Here is a 15,755-nt window from a genome sequence, read left to right as displayed (position 1 = left end):
ATGGCCCTATAGCTCAGTTGGTTAGAGCACCCGACTCATAATCGGTAGGTCCCTGGTTCAAGTCCAGGTGGGGCCACCATTTTCTTCATTCCAAATACGTTTCATTTCCTCTGCTCTATCACTAAACAACTTACTTATTGTCAAATCGAATACCCCAGAAAGAAAAAACCATAGCGCCCTAACCCTATTCCAAGTATTCTATCCCCTTGCATATCAAAGGATTTATATCATGCCTAATCAAATGTTTACCGATGTCGAACTGCGTATTATGTCAATTCATGTAAAATCGATGGGGCTGGTCGACAAGCTACTCAGTGAAAGTAAGTTTGAGATCAAAGTATTCAGTGCGGTCAGTGATGGCGTAGCGGACCATGCATTTAATATGGAGCTAAACGTGATGCCGGTCAGCGAGGGCGGCACCATTAGTTTTGGTCCTGCGGGTTACACCATTTATCGTAACCGCGCCGGACAGATCCCGCGTTTTCTTGATGCCCATATTGCCGTACTGGAAGATGACAGTGATATTCGCAGCACAGCCAAACTGATGGCCCAGGTTCGAAAAACCACGGCGTTTGGTGAGCTGACCCGCACTGTGGCAGCCGCCGCAGCGAACCCGCTTTACGCGGTGGGCATGAATGTGGCAGAGAGCCTGATGGATATTTCCATCGATGTGTTAAAAGAAAATAAAGATGATCTGTGGCTGCGCCGCTTTTTTAGCTTTAATTACAATATCGAAGGCTATGAGGGCATTGCCGAATTTGAGTCTGACGAAGTAAAGATCACACTGCAACTGTTTACCGGCTAATTATTCATACGCGGTTCGAAAGACAGCCTGACATCACATTCAGGCACCTCTAAGCAAGCCGGTTCATAGATGGCATTTCGCGCTCTAAAACAAGCAAGTAAAGTAATAAAACATTGTTTGGCTGCCTGGCAAATCTTCGCGTTATCCAACGCATATTCACAACTGTAGTCTTCCATTGCAGACATCCACCCGGACCAGTCTAAGCCAAAGTTTTCAAAGACCATCTGTTTAAAGTACTCGGTCTGTTTGACTGTTAGTTGTGCATTTCTGGACAATGTTTTGTGTATAACGGAATTGCCCAAACGAGAACCCTGAAATACGTATGCACAGCCCAGGTACGACTCGACGCTGAAAAGCGGTAAAGGTGGAATATAGGTGGTACGCGTTGCCTGCTGGACAACGCATCTTTCTAATATACCGACGCCGAGGTCAACCCGCCAAAGTGAAGGCAGTTTTAACGCTTCAAAATGCTCATCAAACTGTCGCTGCCACGCTTGATAAACATAAAATAACACGCGCAAAATATCACCCAGCTCTTCTTTGCTCAGAGACTTATCAAAATATCGATGGAACACACTCAGTGCTTCAAGGCGCCGATGGTCGTCTTTGGTTGCCCGCTTCAACCCTTCATGAAGATGCATATTGTTTTGTACTTAAATAGGTGGTGTAGAATACCTCAGGGCTCAAAGGTCTCGCATAGTAATAACCTTGCGCGATGTCGCAATGAAAACTCTTTAATAGTGCCACTTCTACTTGCTCCTCTACGCCTTCGGCAACGATGTCCAGAGCCAACTTTTTGCACAAATTGACGATACTCTCTACCATAGTTAAAGAGGTCGTATCCGATGCCATTGACTGAATAAAAGACTTATCTATTTTGACTTCATCTACGGGCAGCTTTTGCAGGTAGCTAAGAGAAGAATAACCCGTACCAAAATCATCCAGAGAGAAGCGAAACCCACTGTCTTTAAGATTGCCGAGTAGCCGGATTGCCTGGTCAAAGTCCGTTATAAAAATTGACTCGGTGATCTCCAGACACAGAAAATCAGGATCTATGCCATGACGGCTGACCGTTGCCAATAACTCACGGCAAAAGCCGGGATCGAATAATTGAGTGGCGCTGATATTAACAGACATCGAAGGCAGCATATTGGCCGGCAGCACAGCTAACCACCGCTTTGCCGTTTCACACGCTTTATTAATGATCTGAAAGCCAAGCTGATGGATCAACCCCACTTTCTCAGCAAGTGCAATGAATTTTTCGGGATTGATACTACCGAGCTGGGAGTGCTCCCAACGAGCGAGTACCTCACACCCTACCAGCTGCTCTCCTTCAAGGTTAAACTGCGGTTGAAAGACGACCCCGATACAATTGCGATTCACACAATCACGTAAGTCAGACTCCAGTTTGCCCTCTTCAACGACCGCAAGCTTGTCCTTTTCATCAAAGACATAGTAGCTGTTTTTACCCGACTGCTTTGCTTTATACATCGCAATATCAGCACATTGCAAAACACTTGTCAGATCAAATAACCCAGCTTCCCGAGTCACTATACCGATACTGGGGGTTGTTAGGATCTGATAATCCTTGTAGGCGACGGGTTGTCCAACTTCGCGGCTGATTTTTTTGGCCACCGTAACTGCAATTTCTTTGTTGACCTGAACATCTGCAAAGCGATGGACAATGATGACGATAAATTCATCACCACCGAGCCGAACAACCAGGTCATCAGGGCGAATACAACGTAACAATCGTTCTGCTACCTTAACAATCAGATGATCACCGGCATCATGACTCAAAAAGTCATTGACGCGTTTGAAGTTATCTAAGTCGACAAACAACAAAGACATAGCTTCAACACCACTTTGATACTGGCATTTTTCCTTAAGAAATAAATCAATATAGCGGCGGTTATAGAGTTTACTGAGCGGGTCCCGGTAAGCTGAGTTATACAGCTCCTCTCTCACTTGCGCATTTTTGACGCTAATGGCTTTTTCTAAAAATTTATCATACAAGTGCTTTAATAAATCTTTATCCAGCTGAGTCCACTCCTCTGACTCTCCCGTCACTTGCTCCTGCCACAGGTCAAACGATCCCCTGGGGGTCAGGTGACGCTCACCATTTTTCTCGGTAATAGAGACGGTATTGGGTTTGCCTCCCCAGCTTACTTTTTTAACCAGCTCTTTAGCAGCAAAAAACACAATAAGCTCAGGCATTAGCTGGGTATGTATTGCCAATAATCCAGCCACATTTAATGTTTCAGATAGCCTGACGGGCTGATCGGGTTTGAGCAAAGCACTCGAACAGTACAACTCTCGACGATGTGATTCCACCAGCACTTTTAAATTGCGTAATAAGGGATCAGTCTCAAGTAGTAACTCCGGCTGCGTGTTGTCTTGTGCGATATAGCAATTATCGCCAACGAATATGCCAACGAAATCATAGCCTAAACTTGGCTGTAAGCGCTCCAGTACTCGTTTAAAATCACTCAGGCGGTCTCCATGTGACTCAAAAAAAGTCATGTCTATTTCATGTTGTAGTGTCAGCCGCTTTTCCATATTTTCCAGATTTAGCGCCGGGTTCATATAGGAGCTGGCAATCTCGGCAAACAGTTCGCACGAAATCTTGGTTTGCGATATCAGATGGCTAGGCGGCAGTTTACTGGTGTTATGATGACACGCTATCAACCCCCACAACTCACCCTCATGAAGTAAACCAATACTTAAACTCGCTTTAACCCCCATATTTTTCAGGTAGGCAACATGCATAGGTGACATGTTACGTAGCACACTCAAACTCTGGTCCAGCGGCTGGCCATCGGGCAGCTTGGCGGGTATTAAGTCAACCGGCTGGGCATCGACGTCGGCCATGACACGTAACGCATTCTTCTTATACAGCTCTCGTGCTTGCTTCGGAATATCCTCCGCCGGAAAACGCATCCCCAAAAAACGCTTTTGTGCTCTTTGTGAGACAGCCTCCGCTACCACTTCTCCTGAAAAGTCGGGTAAAAATCGATAGATCATTACTCGGTCGTATTCGGTGTGGCGCTGAAACTCCTCCGCCACCACTTTAACTAGTTCATCGGCGGTTCGGCTGGCTCGGACATGGGCTATCATTTTGTCCAGGTTGCTTAGAATATAGAGAGATTCATCTTCACCACAGACGGGAAAAAACTCCAGAATAATATACTCACCGTTTCGGGAAGCGATACACTCCCACTGCTGATGATCAATAAGTGCTGTGCCTTTAAAGCAAATTTGTTGCTGAGTATGTGATGCGACTATGGTCGCAAGGTCTGTCTCACCTATCCAATCACACACAGAAGTAGCCAAAACCTCGATTGTTCTGTCGATTGACAGTAGTTCAGTCAAGTTATCCGAGTACATTACAACCGCATCACTGTGTGCATCGATTACCAGCACAAAGCCATAAGGCTGAATGCTACCAATATGTTGTATTTGTTCTGCTGCACACTGCTTTGCCTGAGCTTTTGTGATGGTGTCTTGGTAGGTGAACTGTTTCATGCAATGAATCCCTTGCGCCTGTATTAAAGCAGTAAATTAGTATGACAACACTAGACTGACTATAGGTCACAATATTTGATGCTGCAATTGAGGGAAAAGGGACAAGTAAAGCTATGTTATATTTGCATAAGGGCAAACCTATGCATCAATTGACATACAGCATAAGTTGCCCAGCTATGTGGCAATTTACTGAACAGTTACCACCTCTCCCTGGGTCAGGGCAACCAGCTTATCTGCGGGTAGTGAGAATACAGCATGTGGTGTGCCAGCAGCAGCCCATAAGATCTCGTACTGCAGCAGATCTTCATCAATATAAGTGACAGGCTGGGCAAGGTGTCCGATAGGAGGAATACCGCCAATGACAAATCCGGTCACTTCCCGGGTAAACTCAGCGTCGGCTTTTACCAGCTTCTCTCCCAGATATTTGGCCACCTTCTTTTCTTTCACCCGATTGCTGCCACTGACCAATAACAACACAGGCTTACCGCTTTCTTTGCCTTTAAATATCAGTGATTTTACAATTTGTCCGAGTTCACACCCTATTGTGTTTGCCGACTCTTCGGCTGTGCGGGTACTGCCGGGCAATTCCACCACGGCAAATTCACACCCCGCAGAGGTAATGGCATCCTGAACCCGTTGGGCACTTTTACTTAATTTATCTGATTCTTGGCCTGTCATAGCTGCTCCTTGTTGTAGCCTTACTAAGTGTCTTTCTTACCCTAACCAAAAAACCTCAATCTGGCCAAACACATTGAATGAATGGATGTTGATTTTCTTTCATATGACTAGGCGACCTCTTTTTCTACTTAATCCGAGATAACAACGAGAAATCAGTCCAATTCAACTACACTTATTAATAGAACGCTTTTTACGCGGGGTCCGAGTCTTGATAAAGGACAGCCAGAGTCAACTGCTCAATCACAGGGCCATGGGAAACCTAAAAGAGAGATAGCCGAGTGACCAAACTGTACTCCATTGACCTCAAGCTGTGGCTTACACTCAGTGCTTTTTTATTTGCTGCTCTGCTGTCGGTTGGCTTGGTGCAGGTTCATTACAATGCTCAACAGGAAAGCCTGCTTGCGGTCACAGATGCCACACTAAAGCGCGATCTCTCCACACTAAACCTGACCATGCAGTATCACCTGGCTCATAACGATCAGGATGAAATACGCAACACCCTGGTTGCTTACCAGCAAGGTCAGCAATATGCGCAACTGGCCCTCATTGATATGCAAGGCATGGTGCTGTATAGCAGTACAACAGACTTTGAGGGCCAACACTACGCGGACACGCCTTTAAAACTCAAGCCTGAGATCTTTACCCAACAGCTCAGTCCTCCTTACCTGGTGGTGGAGTATATTCAACACAAACATTTGTACCAGGCCTACAGTACTTATGAGCAACAAGGTGCAGTGCCCGCAGACACGCCACTGCCTGCGCTCATCTATGCCGAGTATTCTATTGCCACTCAGGCACAACAACTGCTGGAATACACACGGGTGAAAACCTTATCTATTCTGGCGATTGCGGCCTTGTTGACTGTGTTTGTGGTGTATTTCACCCGATGGTTTATTCATCGCCCGGTATCACTACTGGTTGAACTCAGTGAGCGGCTGAGCCGCTTTGATTTCAGTAAAACGCTTGAAATTAGAGGGGCGGGAGAGTTTAAACACCTGGCTGAAAACCTCAATGAGATGGCCAACAGCCTGCAAACAGGCTGGCAAAAAACACAGCAAGCAGAGACCGAAGCCAGGCGTAAAACAGCCATCCTGGAGGGCATCTTCTCGGCCCTGCCAGACTTGTTTTTTATCATAGATAAAGAAGGCACCATTTTAGAGTATCACTGTGGACAGACCGATGATTTATACGTCCCTGAAGCCCAGTTTTTGGGACGTAAAATCGAGGAGTTTTTGCCAGCCCCCACCTCGCGTCACTTTACTCGTGCGATCCAGAGCCTTGAGAAACCGGGACAATTGACACAACTGGAGTACTCATTACCGTTTGAGAACGGTAAACGCCACTTTGAAGCCCGGCTCAGTGCCCTGCCCGACTCCGATGCTTTGGTCATTGCTGTACGCAACATCACAGACAAAAAACGTCAGGAAGAAATCATACTGCATCATGCTTTTTACGACACGCTCACAGACTTGCCCAATCGCTTTTTGGTGCTCGACCGCCTCCAGCAGCTGATCCACGATGCCAAGCGAGACAAGTCTCTGGTCGGTGTTGGGTTTATCGATCTGGATGACTTTAAAAAAGTGAATGACTCGATGGGCCATGAAGTGGGCGATAAAGTCCTGGTGCATTCAGCACAGCGACTGCAATCGGCATTGCGGGAGAAAGATACTGTTGCACGCCTCGGTGGCGATGAGTTCATCATACTGTTGGGCGATTTGAAAACCAGCGCCGATATCCACCCTATTGCAGCAAAACTGGTTAAACTCTTTCATGCCCCGTTTAACATTGACGGTCGCGCCTTTAATATTTCGCTGAGCCTGGGCATTGCCATTTTCCCACAAGACGCCGACACTCCCAACGACCTGCTAAGAAAGGCCGACTCAGCCATGTACAATGCCAAACAACAGGGACGCAATACCTATTGTTTGTTTACCGAAAACATGAGTAATACCCTGCAGCGGCGCTTGCTGCTTGAAGAAAACATGCAAGGTGCACTTGAGCGCGGCGAATTCGAGGTCTACTACCAGCCTCAACTGGACCTTCAGGCACGCAAAGTAGTTGGCGCAGAGGCTTTACTACGCTGGCATAGTGAAAAATTAGGCCCTATCTCTCCGGCTGAGTTTATTCCACTGGCAGAACAAACGGGGTTTATTATCGACTTGGGCAAGTTCGTACTGAACTCTGCAGCAACGGCCTTACAGCAGTTCCACGCGCGCTTTAATGCCTCACTGCGGCTGGCGGTTAACCTGTCGCCCCGCCAGTTTTATGATCCGCAGCTGCTGAGCCATGTCGAGCACCTGATAGCGAACTGCGAATTGCAGCCTGGCACACTGGAGCTGGAGATCACCGAAGGTCTGCTGCTAAGCGGTGACAGCGCCATTAAAGCGACCTTAGATACACTGCAAAAAATGGGTGTGTTGATCTCCATGGACGACTTTGGCACCGGCTATTCGTCATTAAACTACCTGCGCCAGTATCCATTTGACGTACTCAAAATAGATCAAAGCTTCATTGCGGATATGCACACCGGCAGTGAGTCGGCTTATCTGGTCAAAAACATCATCACCATGGCACACGGCATGGGGCTCAAAGTGATCGCCGAAGGCATAGAAGACCACGAGCAGCTCAATCGACTGGTGGAGTTTAACTGTAATATCGGACAGGGTTACCTGATAGGCCAGCCTATGCCTCAAGCCGCATTTCAGGATTGGCTTGAACACAACTTTTCTCGTGCGGAGAATATAATGAATAAATCCCTGTCGATACAAGACTATTAAAAAGAATATGTTAGTATTGCATGGCAGTGTAAGGATTTAGAACATGAATATAGAACAACTGGTAAGTAAAGCTAAGCAAGTTTGTGACAACCGGGGTGCCCGTTTTACCCCTATCCGAGAGAAAGTATTTCGCTTACTCGCTGCCAAACAAGGTGGTGTAGGCGCCTATGATCTGTTAGAAGAGCTCAAACTGACCGAGTCCAGCGCAAAGCCTGCAACCGTGTACCGCGCACTGGATTTTCTCTCAGAGCTCGGGTTTATTCATAAGATTGAAAGCACAAATGCATTTATGCTGTGCCATCACTTCGACTGTATTCACCCTGTGCAACTTTTGATCTGTGACTCCTGTGGTCACGTACAAGAGCTACATTCCAATGCCATTTCACATGAACTGAATAACCTGGCTGCAGAGCATGGCTTTCTTGTTAAAGCACAAACGATTGAAGCACACGGGCGGTGTGGAAAATGCAATGAGTAGTGCAGCATAGTAAAAAGCCCACTACACTTAAACCAGCGTCCGTTACAACGTAGGAACCTAGGGAAGAATCATATGAATGTAGAATTCATCAACCCTTTTTTATCGTCTCTGATGAATGTACTGGCCACCATGGCACAAACCGAATTAACGCCAGGCAAGCCAAAGATTAAAAAAGATGAGGTGGCATGTGGTGATGTGTCCGGGTTGATTGGCATGGTCGGCCCGCAGACCAAAGGCTCCTTTTCTATCAGTTTTGATGAAGGCCTCGCACTGACCATTATGGAAAGAATGCTGGGTGAACGCCCCGACAAAATCAATGAAGAAGTCACTGACATGGTTGGTGAAATCACTAACATGGTCACAGGTGGTGCAAAGAACTTGCTGGGCGAAAAAGGCTATGAGTTTGATATGGCTACACCCATAGTGGTTTCTGGCCCAGGCCATACAATCACTCATAAGTGTGACGGCCCTAAAATCATCATGCCCTTCACATCAGCCGACGGGAACGCCAACATAGAGGTGAGCTTCGACAAGCTATGAGCTGGCATCAAACCCATATCACACTCAGGCCGCGTCAACGCGGCTTTCATTTGATTGATGACGAAGTGCTGACTCAGCTGCCCCAGCTAAGTTACTACAAAGTGGGTTTGCTGCATTTATTTATTCAGCATACTTCGGCCAGCCTCACCCTCAATGAAAACGCCGACCCAACCGTGCGTATGGATATGGAAAGTCACTTTAATCATTTTGTGCCGGAGCGGCAAAGTTATTATCGGCATGATTATGAGGGTGACGACGACATGCCGGCCCATATCAAATCCAGCACACTGGGCTGTGAAGTCACCATACCGGTCAGTCAGGGCCGCCTGCAATTAGGAACCTGGCAGGGGATCTACCTTGGCGAACACAGAGACCATGCGGGAAGTCGCTCTATCGTTGCAACCTTGCATGGTCAATTGTTGGAGTGAACCGCGACTAGTCCGATAGCGCAAGGTACTCGTAACTGACTCTGGGTGTCACGTTACAAAGTAATTCGTAAGGAATGGTGCCTGCACAGGCAGCCACCTCTTCCACAGGTAGCGCAGGCCCCCACATCTCAACCTGATCGCCCACTGCAATCCCATCCGGATTAGTGCCTATGTCAACCGTGATCATATCCATAGACACTGCCCCGACAATGCCATAACGTTTATCTCTGATCACCACTGGAGTGCCATTGCGTGCATTACGCGGGTACCCATCTCCATAGCCCATGGCCACAACTGCCAGTTGCGTTTTCTGCTGGCTCTGCCAGCGCCCGCCATACCCCACTTTCTCGCCTGCTGCGATTGTTTTGATGGCGATGACCCGAGTCGTCAGCCGCATTACCGGCTTCAGACCATGCTCAGGACCCACCTGGTTGAGCATAGGCGAGACACCGTACATCATCAAACCTGGGCGGATCCAGTCGCCATGAGACTGCGGCCAACCAAGCACACCTGCCGAATTGGCCAGGCATCTGGCTTCGGGTTTATCCGCTACCAGGCGCTCAAACGTCTCCATTTGCTGGCGTGTTTGGGGGCTGTTAGTATCATCGGCACAGGAAAAATGGGTCATCAACTTAATTTTAGGGTCGACATTGTCACAGCCTTTAAGGCGCTGATAAAAAGCCTCAAACTGTTCTGGCTCAATCCCCAGTCTGTGCATGCCTGTATCAACCTTTAGCCACACAGACAAACGAGCATCGAGCTGACTGGTTTCGATGGCCCGCAGCTGGTTTTCATCGTGAATGATGGTTTCAAAGTTGTTGGCGATGAGAATCGGCAAGTCTGCGCGGTCAAAAAAACCTTCGAGCAACACGATGGGCTTAGTGAGGCCACCGGCGCGCAGTGCCAGCGCTTCATCAATACGAGCAACCGCAAAGGCGTCTGCATCATTAAGGTGCTGCGCAATCTTGACCAGACCATGACCATAGGCATTGGCCTTGAGCACGGCCATTACCCGAGCACCAGGTGCCAATGCCTTGATCCGTCTTAAATTATAACTTAATGCCGTGAGGTTAATTTCGGCGGTTGCCAGGCGCATACTTACTCCTAATTCAGGCTGCCGAGTCAGTCACAAAGGACGAATACCTTAGTATTCGTCATCCACAGCAGGACCGGCATAATTGTCGAACCGAGAGAATTGCCCCTGGAAGGTTAACCTAACCTTACCAATTGGACCATTACGCTGTTTACCGATAATAATTTCTGCAACGCCTTTATCCGGGCTGTCGTCGTTATACACTTCATCCCGGTAGATAAACATGATTAAGTCGGCATCCTGCTCGATAGACCCCGATTCACGTAAGTCCGAGTTAACCGGGCGCTTGTCCGCCCGTTGTTCCAGTGTACGGTTTAGCTGCGACAGGGCTATCACCGGACACTGCAGTTCTTTTGCCAGCGCCTTAAGTGAACGAGATATCTCGGCGATTTCTAGGGTTCGGTTGTCCGATAAACTGGGCACTCGCATCAGCTGCAAATAATCCACCATGATCATGCTGATCCCGCCGTGATCCCGCGCAATCCGCCGCGCTCTTGAGCGCACGTCGGTCGGTGTCAGACCCGAGGCATCATCGATGTACATTTGGCCCTTTTCCATCAACAGGCCCATGGTTGAAGACAAACGTGCCCAGTCGTCATCGTCCAATTGACCGGTCCGTACTTTGGTCTGGTTGATCCGGCCCAGTGAGGCCAGCATCCTCATCATGATCTGCTCCGAGGGCATCTCCAGTGAGTAGATAAGCACCGGCTTGTCTTGTGTCATCGCCGCATGCTCGGCCAGGTTCATCGCAAAGGTGGTTTTACCCATCGACGGACGTGCCGCGACGATGATTAGATCTGACGGTTGCAGGCCTGCGGTCATCTGGTCAAGGTCGGAATAGCCCGTGCTCACCCCGGTCACCCCGTCCTGCGGCGACTGGTAAAGCTCTTCGATTTTATCGACGGTTTTTTCGAGAATGCTGTGAATGCTCTGCGGACCTTCGGTGCTCTTGGTGCGCTGCTCAGCGATTTTGAACACCTTACTTTCCGCCAGATCCAGTAATTCGTGGCTGTCTCGTCCTTCCGGGTTAAAACCCGCCTCGGCGATTTCATTGGCGACCGTGATCATCTCACGGACCACCGCACGTTCGCGGACAATGCTGGCATAAGCGTCTATGTTCGCTGCACTGGGGGTATTTTTCGCAATCTCAGCCAGATAAGCAAAGCCACCTACGGTGTCCAGCTGGTTGTTCTTCTCCAGATTTTCCGAAATAGTGATAAGGTCAATCGGCTGACTGGCCTCGACCAGTTTGGTCATTGCCTCAAATATCAGCTTATGAGTGCGGGTATAAAAATCCTGCGCGACGACCAGCTCTGCCACTCTGTCAAACGCCTGATTATCAAGCATGAGTCCGCCAAGCACTGACTGCTCAGCCTCGATGGAATGGGGGGGAACTTTCAGGGTATCGACTTGTTGATCAGGTTTCGCCATATCACTACAAACACTAAGGGACGGACCTGTTATTGTATACGCAATTGGGGTGGAAATGAATCTTGATTATGAGCTGAATGCCTTCTCCGGGGCGCGCATATGCAGCGCCCCGACCCGCATCACAGTTTCTTTAAAGTGACGCGTCCGCTGACGGTGTCTATCTCTACATCCACATCCCCGTCTTTGATGACAAATTCCAGCTCCCGGGATGGGCCATATTTGGCTTTTTTCTCTTTGTCTGCTGACAGCTCATTGATGATCCGCCCGCCGGCATGGGCATCAATGTCAAAGCGTGCGGACAGTTCAGCCGGGAAGTAAAAGTCAACGTCGCCACTGACGGACTCAAAGCGGACATTGGCCCCTTTCTCTAACGCCCTGAGACGTACATTGATTTCGCCATTGACGGTACTCATACGTAAATCTTTCAGGCTGGCAATATCAAAGTCGACTTCGCCATTGACGTTTTCAACCCGAATATCACTGGCCTGTGTCATGCTCTCAATACCGCCATTGACGGCGTTAAAGCGCAGCTTACCACTGGACGCCATGTCTTCAATATCACCATTGACCGTTTCATAGCGAATATTGCCTGATAACTCTTTGCCTTCAATGTCGCCGTTCACGGTTTCCAGCTCAACTTTACCACTGAGCTGGTTCGCCTCAATGTCTCCATTGACTGTGGTTACCGCCACCCCGGCAGCGAAATCACTGACATTCACATCGACACTCACGCCTTCAAAGTCGAGCTCACTTTGCTTAGGCATGTAGATGGTCAGCCTTGAGCCATCTCGCTGGTTGTTCCAGCTCTTGGTGCGGCGTGGCATTTTGACAATAAATTCGGTCACATTGCCCTGCGTTTCAAGCGTATACCCTTCGGCCAGCTCATCGAGCTCCCCGCTGACCTTAAAGCTTGGCTTATCCCATGATTTAATGGTGACCTTGCCTCGCTGGTTTTCGATGACCACTTTGCCATCCAGTGGCACCTCGATCTGTTCATCAATTTTGTCACCTGCCAGGGCAAACAGCGGCAGCGCGGCCAGTCCTACTATGATTGCTTTCATGCTTTTCTCCTAAATCTGTTGCCACTGGGGCTGATGTACCTTAGTGATTAAATCTAACTGCTGCTGGTAAACCTGTGCCAGCATTTTAAGCAAAGCAGCATTGTCCGGGTCCTTCATCAGTGCCAGTTTAATGGCCTGCTCTGCTTCTTCTAATTCCTGTAATGGTCCCTGCCAGTCTTTGGTCAGTGCAGGTTGTGCTTCGTACTTAACCAGCAGCGTCTGTTTTTCCTGCTCAAAAAAAGCGCTCATATGTGCCATTGTGTCTTGTTTAGGCTGGGTCATAATCACCTGCCAACTGAGCAATCCAGCCGACACACAGGCAGCGACGCCCGCCAGCTTTATCCAGGGACTGCGAGCACGCGACGCCGGGTCTGGCATATTGATGGCGTTCTCAATGCCCTGCCATAAGTCTCTTTGCGGCTCGGGTAATTGATCCTGATCTTGTTGTCGCGGCAGCTGTTGTTTCAGAAACTGCTCGAATGTTGGTTTACTCATTGTCGTACCACTCCTGTAACAATTTCCTGGCTCGGTGAAACTGTGACTTACTTGAGCCCACCGCCATATTCAACATACCCGCCACTTCTTCATGGCGATACCCTTCTACCGCATGCAGGACAAACACCAGACGTGCACGCTCTGGCAAACGTAAGATCAGCTTATCGAGTCCATTGAGTGACTGACATTGCATTATCTCGGCTTGCTCCATGCCACTGTCCTCAAGGCTCACGACTTTTTGCAGCCAGTTTTTTTGCTTACGTAAATAGCTGATCGCCACATTGGATGTCACACTATGAAGCCAGGTCGTAAACTTTGACTGCCCCTGAAACTGGGCAATTTTATGCCAAAGCTGAACAAACACTTCCTGCGTCGCATCTTCCGCATGGGCCTGATCGGCAAGTAAACGTAAACACAATCCAAAGACCCTGCGATAACACTGCTGATAGAGCTGCTCAAAGGCTGCCTGCTCGCCTTGCTGGGCGCGCTGTACTAACCGCTCAATCGTATCTGGGTTAAATGCCTCTTTGGCATTGATTATCATAGAGTATTCCCTCGTTGCCGAGCCATCATCGTGACATATCAGGTGCCATAAAGAAAGTAACCCGATAATGTGATGTTTGCAGGATAAGACGCGAGGAAAATAGGGAAAGGTTTAAACGGGCGGGAAAATTTTTTCTTAAGGGCAGACAGACGCGTTACTCTTCCTCTTCATCGGGGGCTTGGTAGTCCTCGCCAGATTCAAAGCGCCAGCCCATAAACTCCAGTTTCGCAGGTGTGGTGACGCCGCCATTGCCAAGGTTAAAGTTTTTCAGCGCCTCATCAAAGTGCACGCCGCTGCCACCCGTGGCATCTATGGTTGCGCCACGAATGGTGCCATAAAACTGACCACTGCCGCGCATAGCGATACTGGTCACCGGCGCGTATACAACCGCATACATTGAACTGGCGCCCCGCATTGTGACGCCATTTTGGCCCGAGTAGGAGGAGAAAATACTCAGGCTGGGAAAGCCGCTATCAGTCAGCCCTTCTCGCTCTGTGACAACCACCGCACTGGCACCGAAATCCACTTTACCGGTGACAAAAATTGCCAGACTGCTGCCTGCTTTAATGGTGATACTGGTGTGGCCCGTCATCTTCAGATCGCCGTCAACCAGCCAGATCACATCGCCGCCTTCTATGGTTATGGTGCCATCACTGGTCAGCTTCATGTTTTTCATGCCAAACACATACTCGCTGCTGCCATTCCCCTGGCCATGATTTTGCGTCAAATGCTGGAACAAGTAGATGTCTGCGGGACTGGAAGACCAGGTGCTGCTGCCGCCCCGAATGTAACGCCCTTCAGCCGGCGTAAACACATAGTCGGTCTGCGCCCCAACACTAAAGTCCGCATAGCTGTTATTGCTGTCGATCACTGATGACATATTCAGTGGTAATGCCAGTGGGTCGCACTCTTTATCGGGGTCATTGGGGTCATAATCCGGTGAGCTCGGGTCGTATACCCGCACCGCTTCAACCTCGGGGTTCACATTGAAGCGATCGGCTGAATAATGCAGTCCATCCTGAACATGACTGCTCTGGAAACTCCCGCTGCCACCATACATAATGTCGAGCTCGGCCCGATTCTGATTAAGAATTTCGGCGCCCCACTTCATGGTGACATCGCCGTTTGCACGTAATATCCCCGTGATCTGTCCGCCATTGTGCTTCACAAACCCCTGTGTGAGGACATCGCCGTCGACCCGCACACCACTGCCGGCAGAAATATCAATCCCGGTATTGGATTGCACTGTCCCAACGACGGGCGAGGAGCCCTTCAGGTAGAGTATCCCAGATGCTTTCACATCGCCCATAATGGGAGAATGACCATTTAGCACCACATCGGCATCGCCAATCACCGTATTCACATCGCCGTTGCTGGTGCGGGTCTCTTCGTAACTGCCCTGGGTAGAATCATAACTATCGACCAGGCCACTGCCAGCCAGATTCACCCCTTTACATCCGGTGACCGCATTTTGAAATACTGAGCTGCGCTCGGGAGGCGTGTATTTAAAGTAAGAGATCATGCGCGCCTGGGCCTGATCATCATAACGCTGTCCCAGGCTGGCAATCGCTACTTCATCACCGTTGACTGATAGCTGAGCGTCAAAGCTCGTACCATCCAGTTCACCGCTGCCCAGACCTGCCCCAATCTGCTGCACCGCCTGCTCCAGTGTCAGGTTTGGGTTATTGGTAAGTGCCGCCTTAAGTGCCTGACCGCGCTCAATCACGCCCTTTTCCGCCAGTAATCGCGCATTCAGGTCTTTTTGGTAGTTACCACTGAGGCGCTCCTGCACCAGGGTATCTTTGAATGCAGCAAACACCACCACACTGGCCACTGAACTCAGTAGCATGACTTTAATCAGGGTAAATCCGCGTTGTCGTATACTCTGCATCTTCATAGT

14 protein-coding genes and 1 tRNA gene are annotated in these 15,755 nt (G+C 49.1%); 6 read left to right on the top strand and 9 right to left on the bottom strand.

The window, feature by feature from the left end:
- Positions 1-2: 2 nt before the first annotated feature.
- Positions 3-79, top strand: a tRNA-Ile gene (locus tag TW77_RS10820).
- Positions 80-229: 150 nt separating this feature from the next.
- Complete coding sequence (locus TW77_RS10815) at positions 230-805, top strand: hypothetical protein (RefSeq protein ID WP_046004981.1); 576 nt, start codon at positions 230-232, stop codon at positions 803-805.
- Here the strand turns inward: TW77_RS10815 and TW77_RS10810 are convergent.
- From TW77_RS10810 to TW77_RS10800, 3 genes are all read right to left on the bottom strand, one after another.
- Positions 802-1,446, bottom strand: coding sequence for a biliverdin-producing heme oxygenase (locus TW77_RS10810; RefSeq protein ID WP_046004980.1), 645 nt, complete (start codon positions 1,444-1,446; stop codon positions 802-804). The two genes, TW77_RS10815 and TW77_RS10810, sit on opposite strands and share 4 nt — an antisense overlap.
- Positions 1,433-4,330, bottom strand: a complete 2,898-nt coding sequence (locus tag TW77_RS24245) for a bifunctional diguanylate cyclase/phosphodiesterase (protein ID WP_052713144.1) — start codon at positions 4,328-4,330, stop codon at positions 1,433-1,435. The genes TW77_RS10810 and TW77_RS24245 overlap by 14 nt, the downstream gene beginning before the upstream one ends.
- Before the next feature lie 186 nt (positions 4,331-4,516).
- Positions 4,517-5,008, bottom strand: coding sequence for a YbaK/EbsC family protein (locus TW77_RS10800; RefSeq protein WP_046004979.1), 492 nt, complete (start codon positions 5,006-5,008; stop codon positions 4,517-4,519).
- A gap of 278 nt (positions 5,009-5,286) precedes the next feature.
- Between TW77_RS10800 and TW77_RS10795 the strand changes: the two genes are divergently transcribed.
- From TW77_RS10795 to TW77_RS10780, 4 genes are all read left to right on the top strand, one after another.
- The gene (locus tag TW77_RS10795; protein ID WP_046004978.1) at positions 5,287-7,785 is read left to right on the top strand and encodes an EAL domain-containing protein; all 2,499 of its coding nucleotides are present in this window, start codon (positions 5,287-5,289) and stop codon (positions 7,783-7,785) included.
- Between the two features lie 43 nt (positions 7,786-7,828).
- Complete coding sequence (locus tag TW77_RS10790; RefSeq protein WP_046004977.1) at positions 7,829-8,263, top strand: transcriptional repressor; 435 nt, start codon at positions 7,829-7,831, stop codon at positions 8,261-8,263.
- A gap of 72 nt (positions 8,264-8,335) precedes the next feature.
- Positions 8,336-8,803: a chemotaxis protein CheX gene (locus tag TW77_RS10785; protein WP_046004976.1), complete on the top strand. Its 468-nt coding sequence runs from the start codon at positions 8,336-8,338 to the stop codon at positions 8,801-8,803.
- Positions 8,800-9,231, top strand: coding sequence for a secondary thiamine-phosphate synthase enzyme YjbQ (locus TW77_RS10780; protein WP_046004975.1), 432 nt, complete (start codon positions 8,800-8,802; stop codon positions 9,229-9,231). The genes TW77_RS10785 and TW77_RS10780 overlap by 4 nt, the downstream gene beginning before the upstream one ends.
- 7 nt (positions 9,232-9,238) lie before the next feature.
- Here the strand turns inward: TW77_RS10780 and alr are convergent, their stop codons facing one another.
- The 6 genes from alr to TW77_RS10750 all read right to left on the bottom strand — a co-directional run bounded on the left by alr (position 9,239) and on the right by TW77_RS10750 (position 15,752).
- Positions 9,239-10,327, bottom strand: coding sequence for an alanine racemase (alr, locus tag TW77_RS10775; RefSeq protein ID WP_046004974.1), 1,089 nt, complete (start codon positions 10,325-10,327; stop codon positions 9,239-9,241).
- 48 nt (positions 10,328-10,375) lie between these two features.
- The gene (gene dnaB, locus TW77_RS10770) at positions 10,376-11,755 is read right to left on the bottom strand and encodes a replicative DNA helicase (protein ID WP_046004973.1); all 1,380 of its coding nucleotides are present in this window, start codon (positions 11,753-11,755) and stop codon (positions 10,376-10,378) included.
- Between the two features lie 119 nt (positions 11,756-11,874).
- Entirely contained in the window at positions 11,875-12,816 is a 942-nt protein-coding gene (locus TW77_RS10765; RefSeq protein ID WP_046004972.1) for a DUF4097 family beta strand repeat-containing protein, read from the bottom strand.
- 9 nt (positions 12,817-12,825) lie between these two features.
- On the bottom strand, positions 12,826-13,311 hold the full coding sequence (locus tag TW77_RS10760; RefSeq protein ID WP_046004971.1) for a hypothetical protein: 486 nt from the start codon (positions 13,309-13,311) through the stop codon (positions 12,826-12,828).
- On the bottom strand, positions 13,304-13,855 hold the full coding sequence (locus TW77_RS10755) for an RNA polymerase sigma factor (protein ID WP_046004970.1): 552 nt from the start codon (positions 13,853-13,855) through the stop codon (positions 13,304-13,306). Before TW77_RS10755 ends, TW77_RS10760 begins: the two co-directional genes overlap by 8 nt.
- 154 nt (positions 13,856-14,009) lie before the next feature.
- A complete protein-coding gene (locus tag TW77_RS10750; protein ID WP_082078903.1) occupies positions 14,010-15,752 on the bottom strand; it encodes a DUF7305 domain-containing protein in 1,743 nt (580 codons plus the stop codon).
- Positions 15,753-15,755: the final 3 nt, after the last annotated feature.

It is taken from the genome of Pseudoalteromonas rubra (assembly GCF_000967655.1).
GTDB classification, from domain to species: domain Bacteria; phylum Pseudomonadota; class Gammaproteobacteria; order Enterobacterales; family Alteromonadaceae; genus Pseudoalteromonas; species Pseudoalteromonas rubra_A.
This window is presented reverse-complemented; position numbering and strand designations above follow the sequence as displayed.

Excerpts from the sequence above, each read along its gene's own strand:
- TW77_RS10785 (WP_046004976.1), top strand. The coding sequence starts at position 8,336 with ATGAATGTAGAATTCATCAACCCTTTTTTATCGTCTCTGATGAATGTA.
- TW77_RS24245 (WP_052713144.1), bottom strand. The coding sequence starts at position 4,330 with ATGAAACAGTTCACCTACCAAGACACCATCACAAAAGCTCAGGCAAAG.
- TW77_RS10755 (WP_046004970.1), bottom strand. The coding sequence starts at position 13,855 with ATGATAATCAATGCCAAAGAGGCATTTAACCCAGATACGATTGAGCGG.
- TW77_RS10790 (WP_046004977.1), top strand. The coding sequence starts at position 7,829 with ATGAATATAGAACAACTGGTAAGTAAAGCTAAGCAAGTTTGTGACAAC.
- TW77_RS10800 (WP_046004979.1), bottom strand. The coding sequence starts at position 5,008 with ATGACAGGCCAAGAATCAGATAAATTAAGTAAAAGTGCCCAACGGGTT.
- TW77_RS10750 (WP_082078903.1), bottom strand. The coding sequence starts at position 15,752 with ATGAAGATGCAGAGTATACGACAACGCGGATTTACCCTGATTAAAGTC.
- TW77_RS10765 (WP_046004972.1), bottom strand. The coding sequence starts at position 12,816 with ATGAAAGCAATCATAGTAGGACTGGCCGCGCTGCCGCTGTTTGCCCTG.
- dnaB (WP_046004973.1), bottom strand. The coding sequence starts at position 11,755 with ATGGCGAAACCTGATCAACAAGTCGATACCCTGAAAGTTCCCCCCCAT.
- alr (WP_046004974.1), bottom strand. The coding sequence starts at position 10,327 with ATGCGCCTGGCAACCGCCGAAATTAACCTCACGGCATTAAGTTATAAT.
- TW77_RS10810 (WP_046004980.1), bottom strand. The coding sequence starts at position 1,446 with ATGCATCTTCATGAAGGGTTGAAGCGGGCAACCAAAGACGACCATCGG.
- TW77_RS10780 (WP_046004975.1), top strand. The coding sequence starts at position 8,800 with ATGAGCTGGCATCAAACCCATATCACACTCAGGCCGCGTCAACGCGGC.
- TW77_RS10760 (WP_046004971.1), bottom strand. The coding sequence starts at position 13,311 with ATGAGTAAACCAACATTCGAGCAGTTTCTGAAACAACAGCTGCCGCGA.
- TW77_RS10815 (WP_046004981.1), top strand. The coding sequence starts at position 230 with ATGCCTAATCAAATGTTTACCGATGTCGAACTGCGTATTATGTCAATT.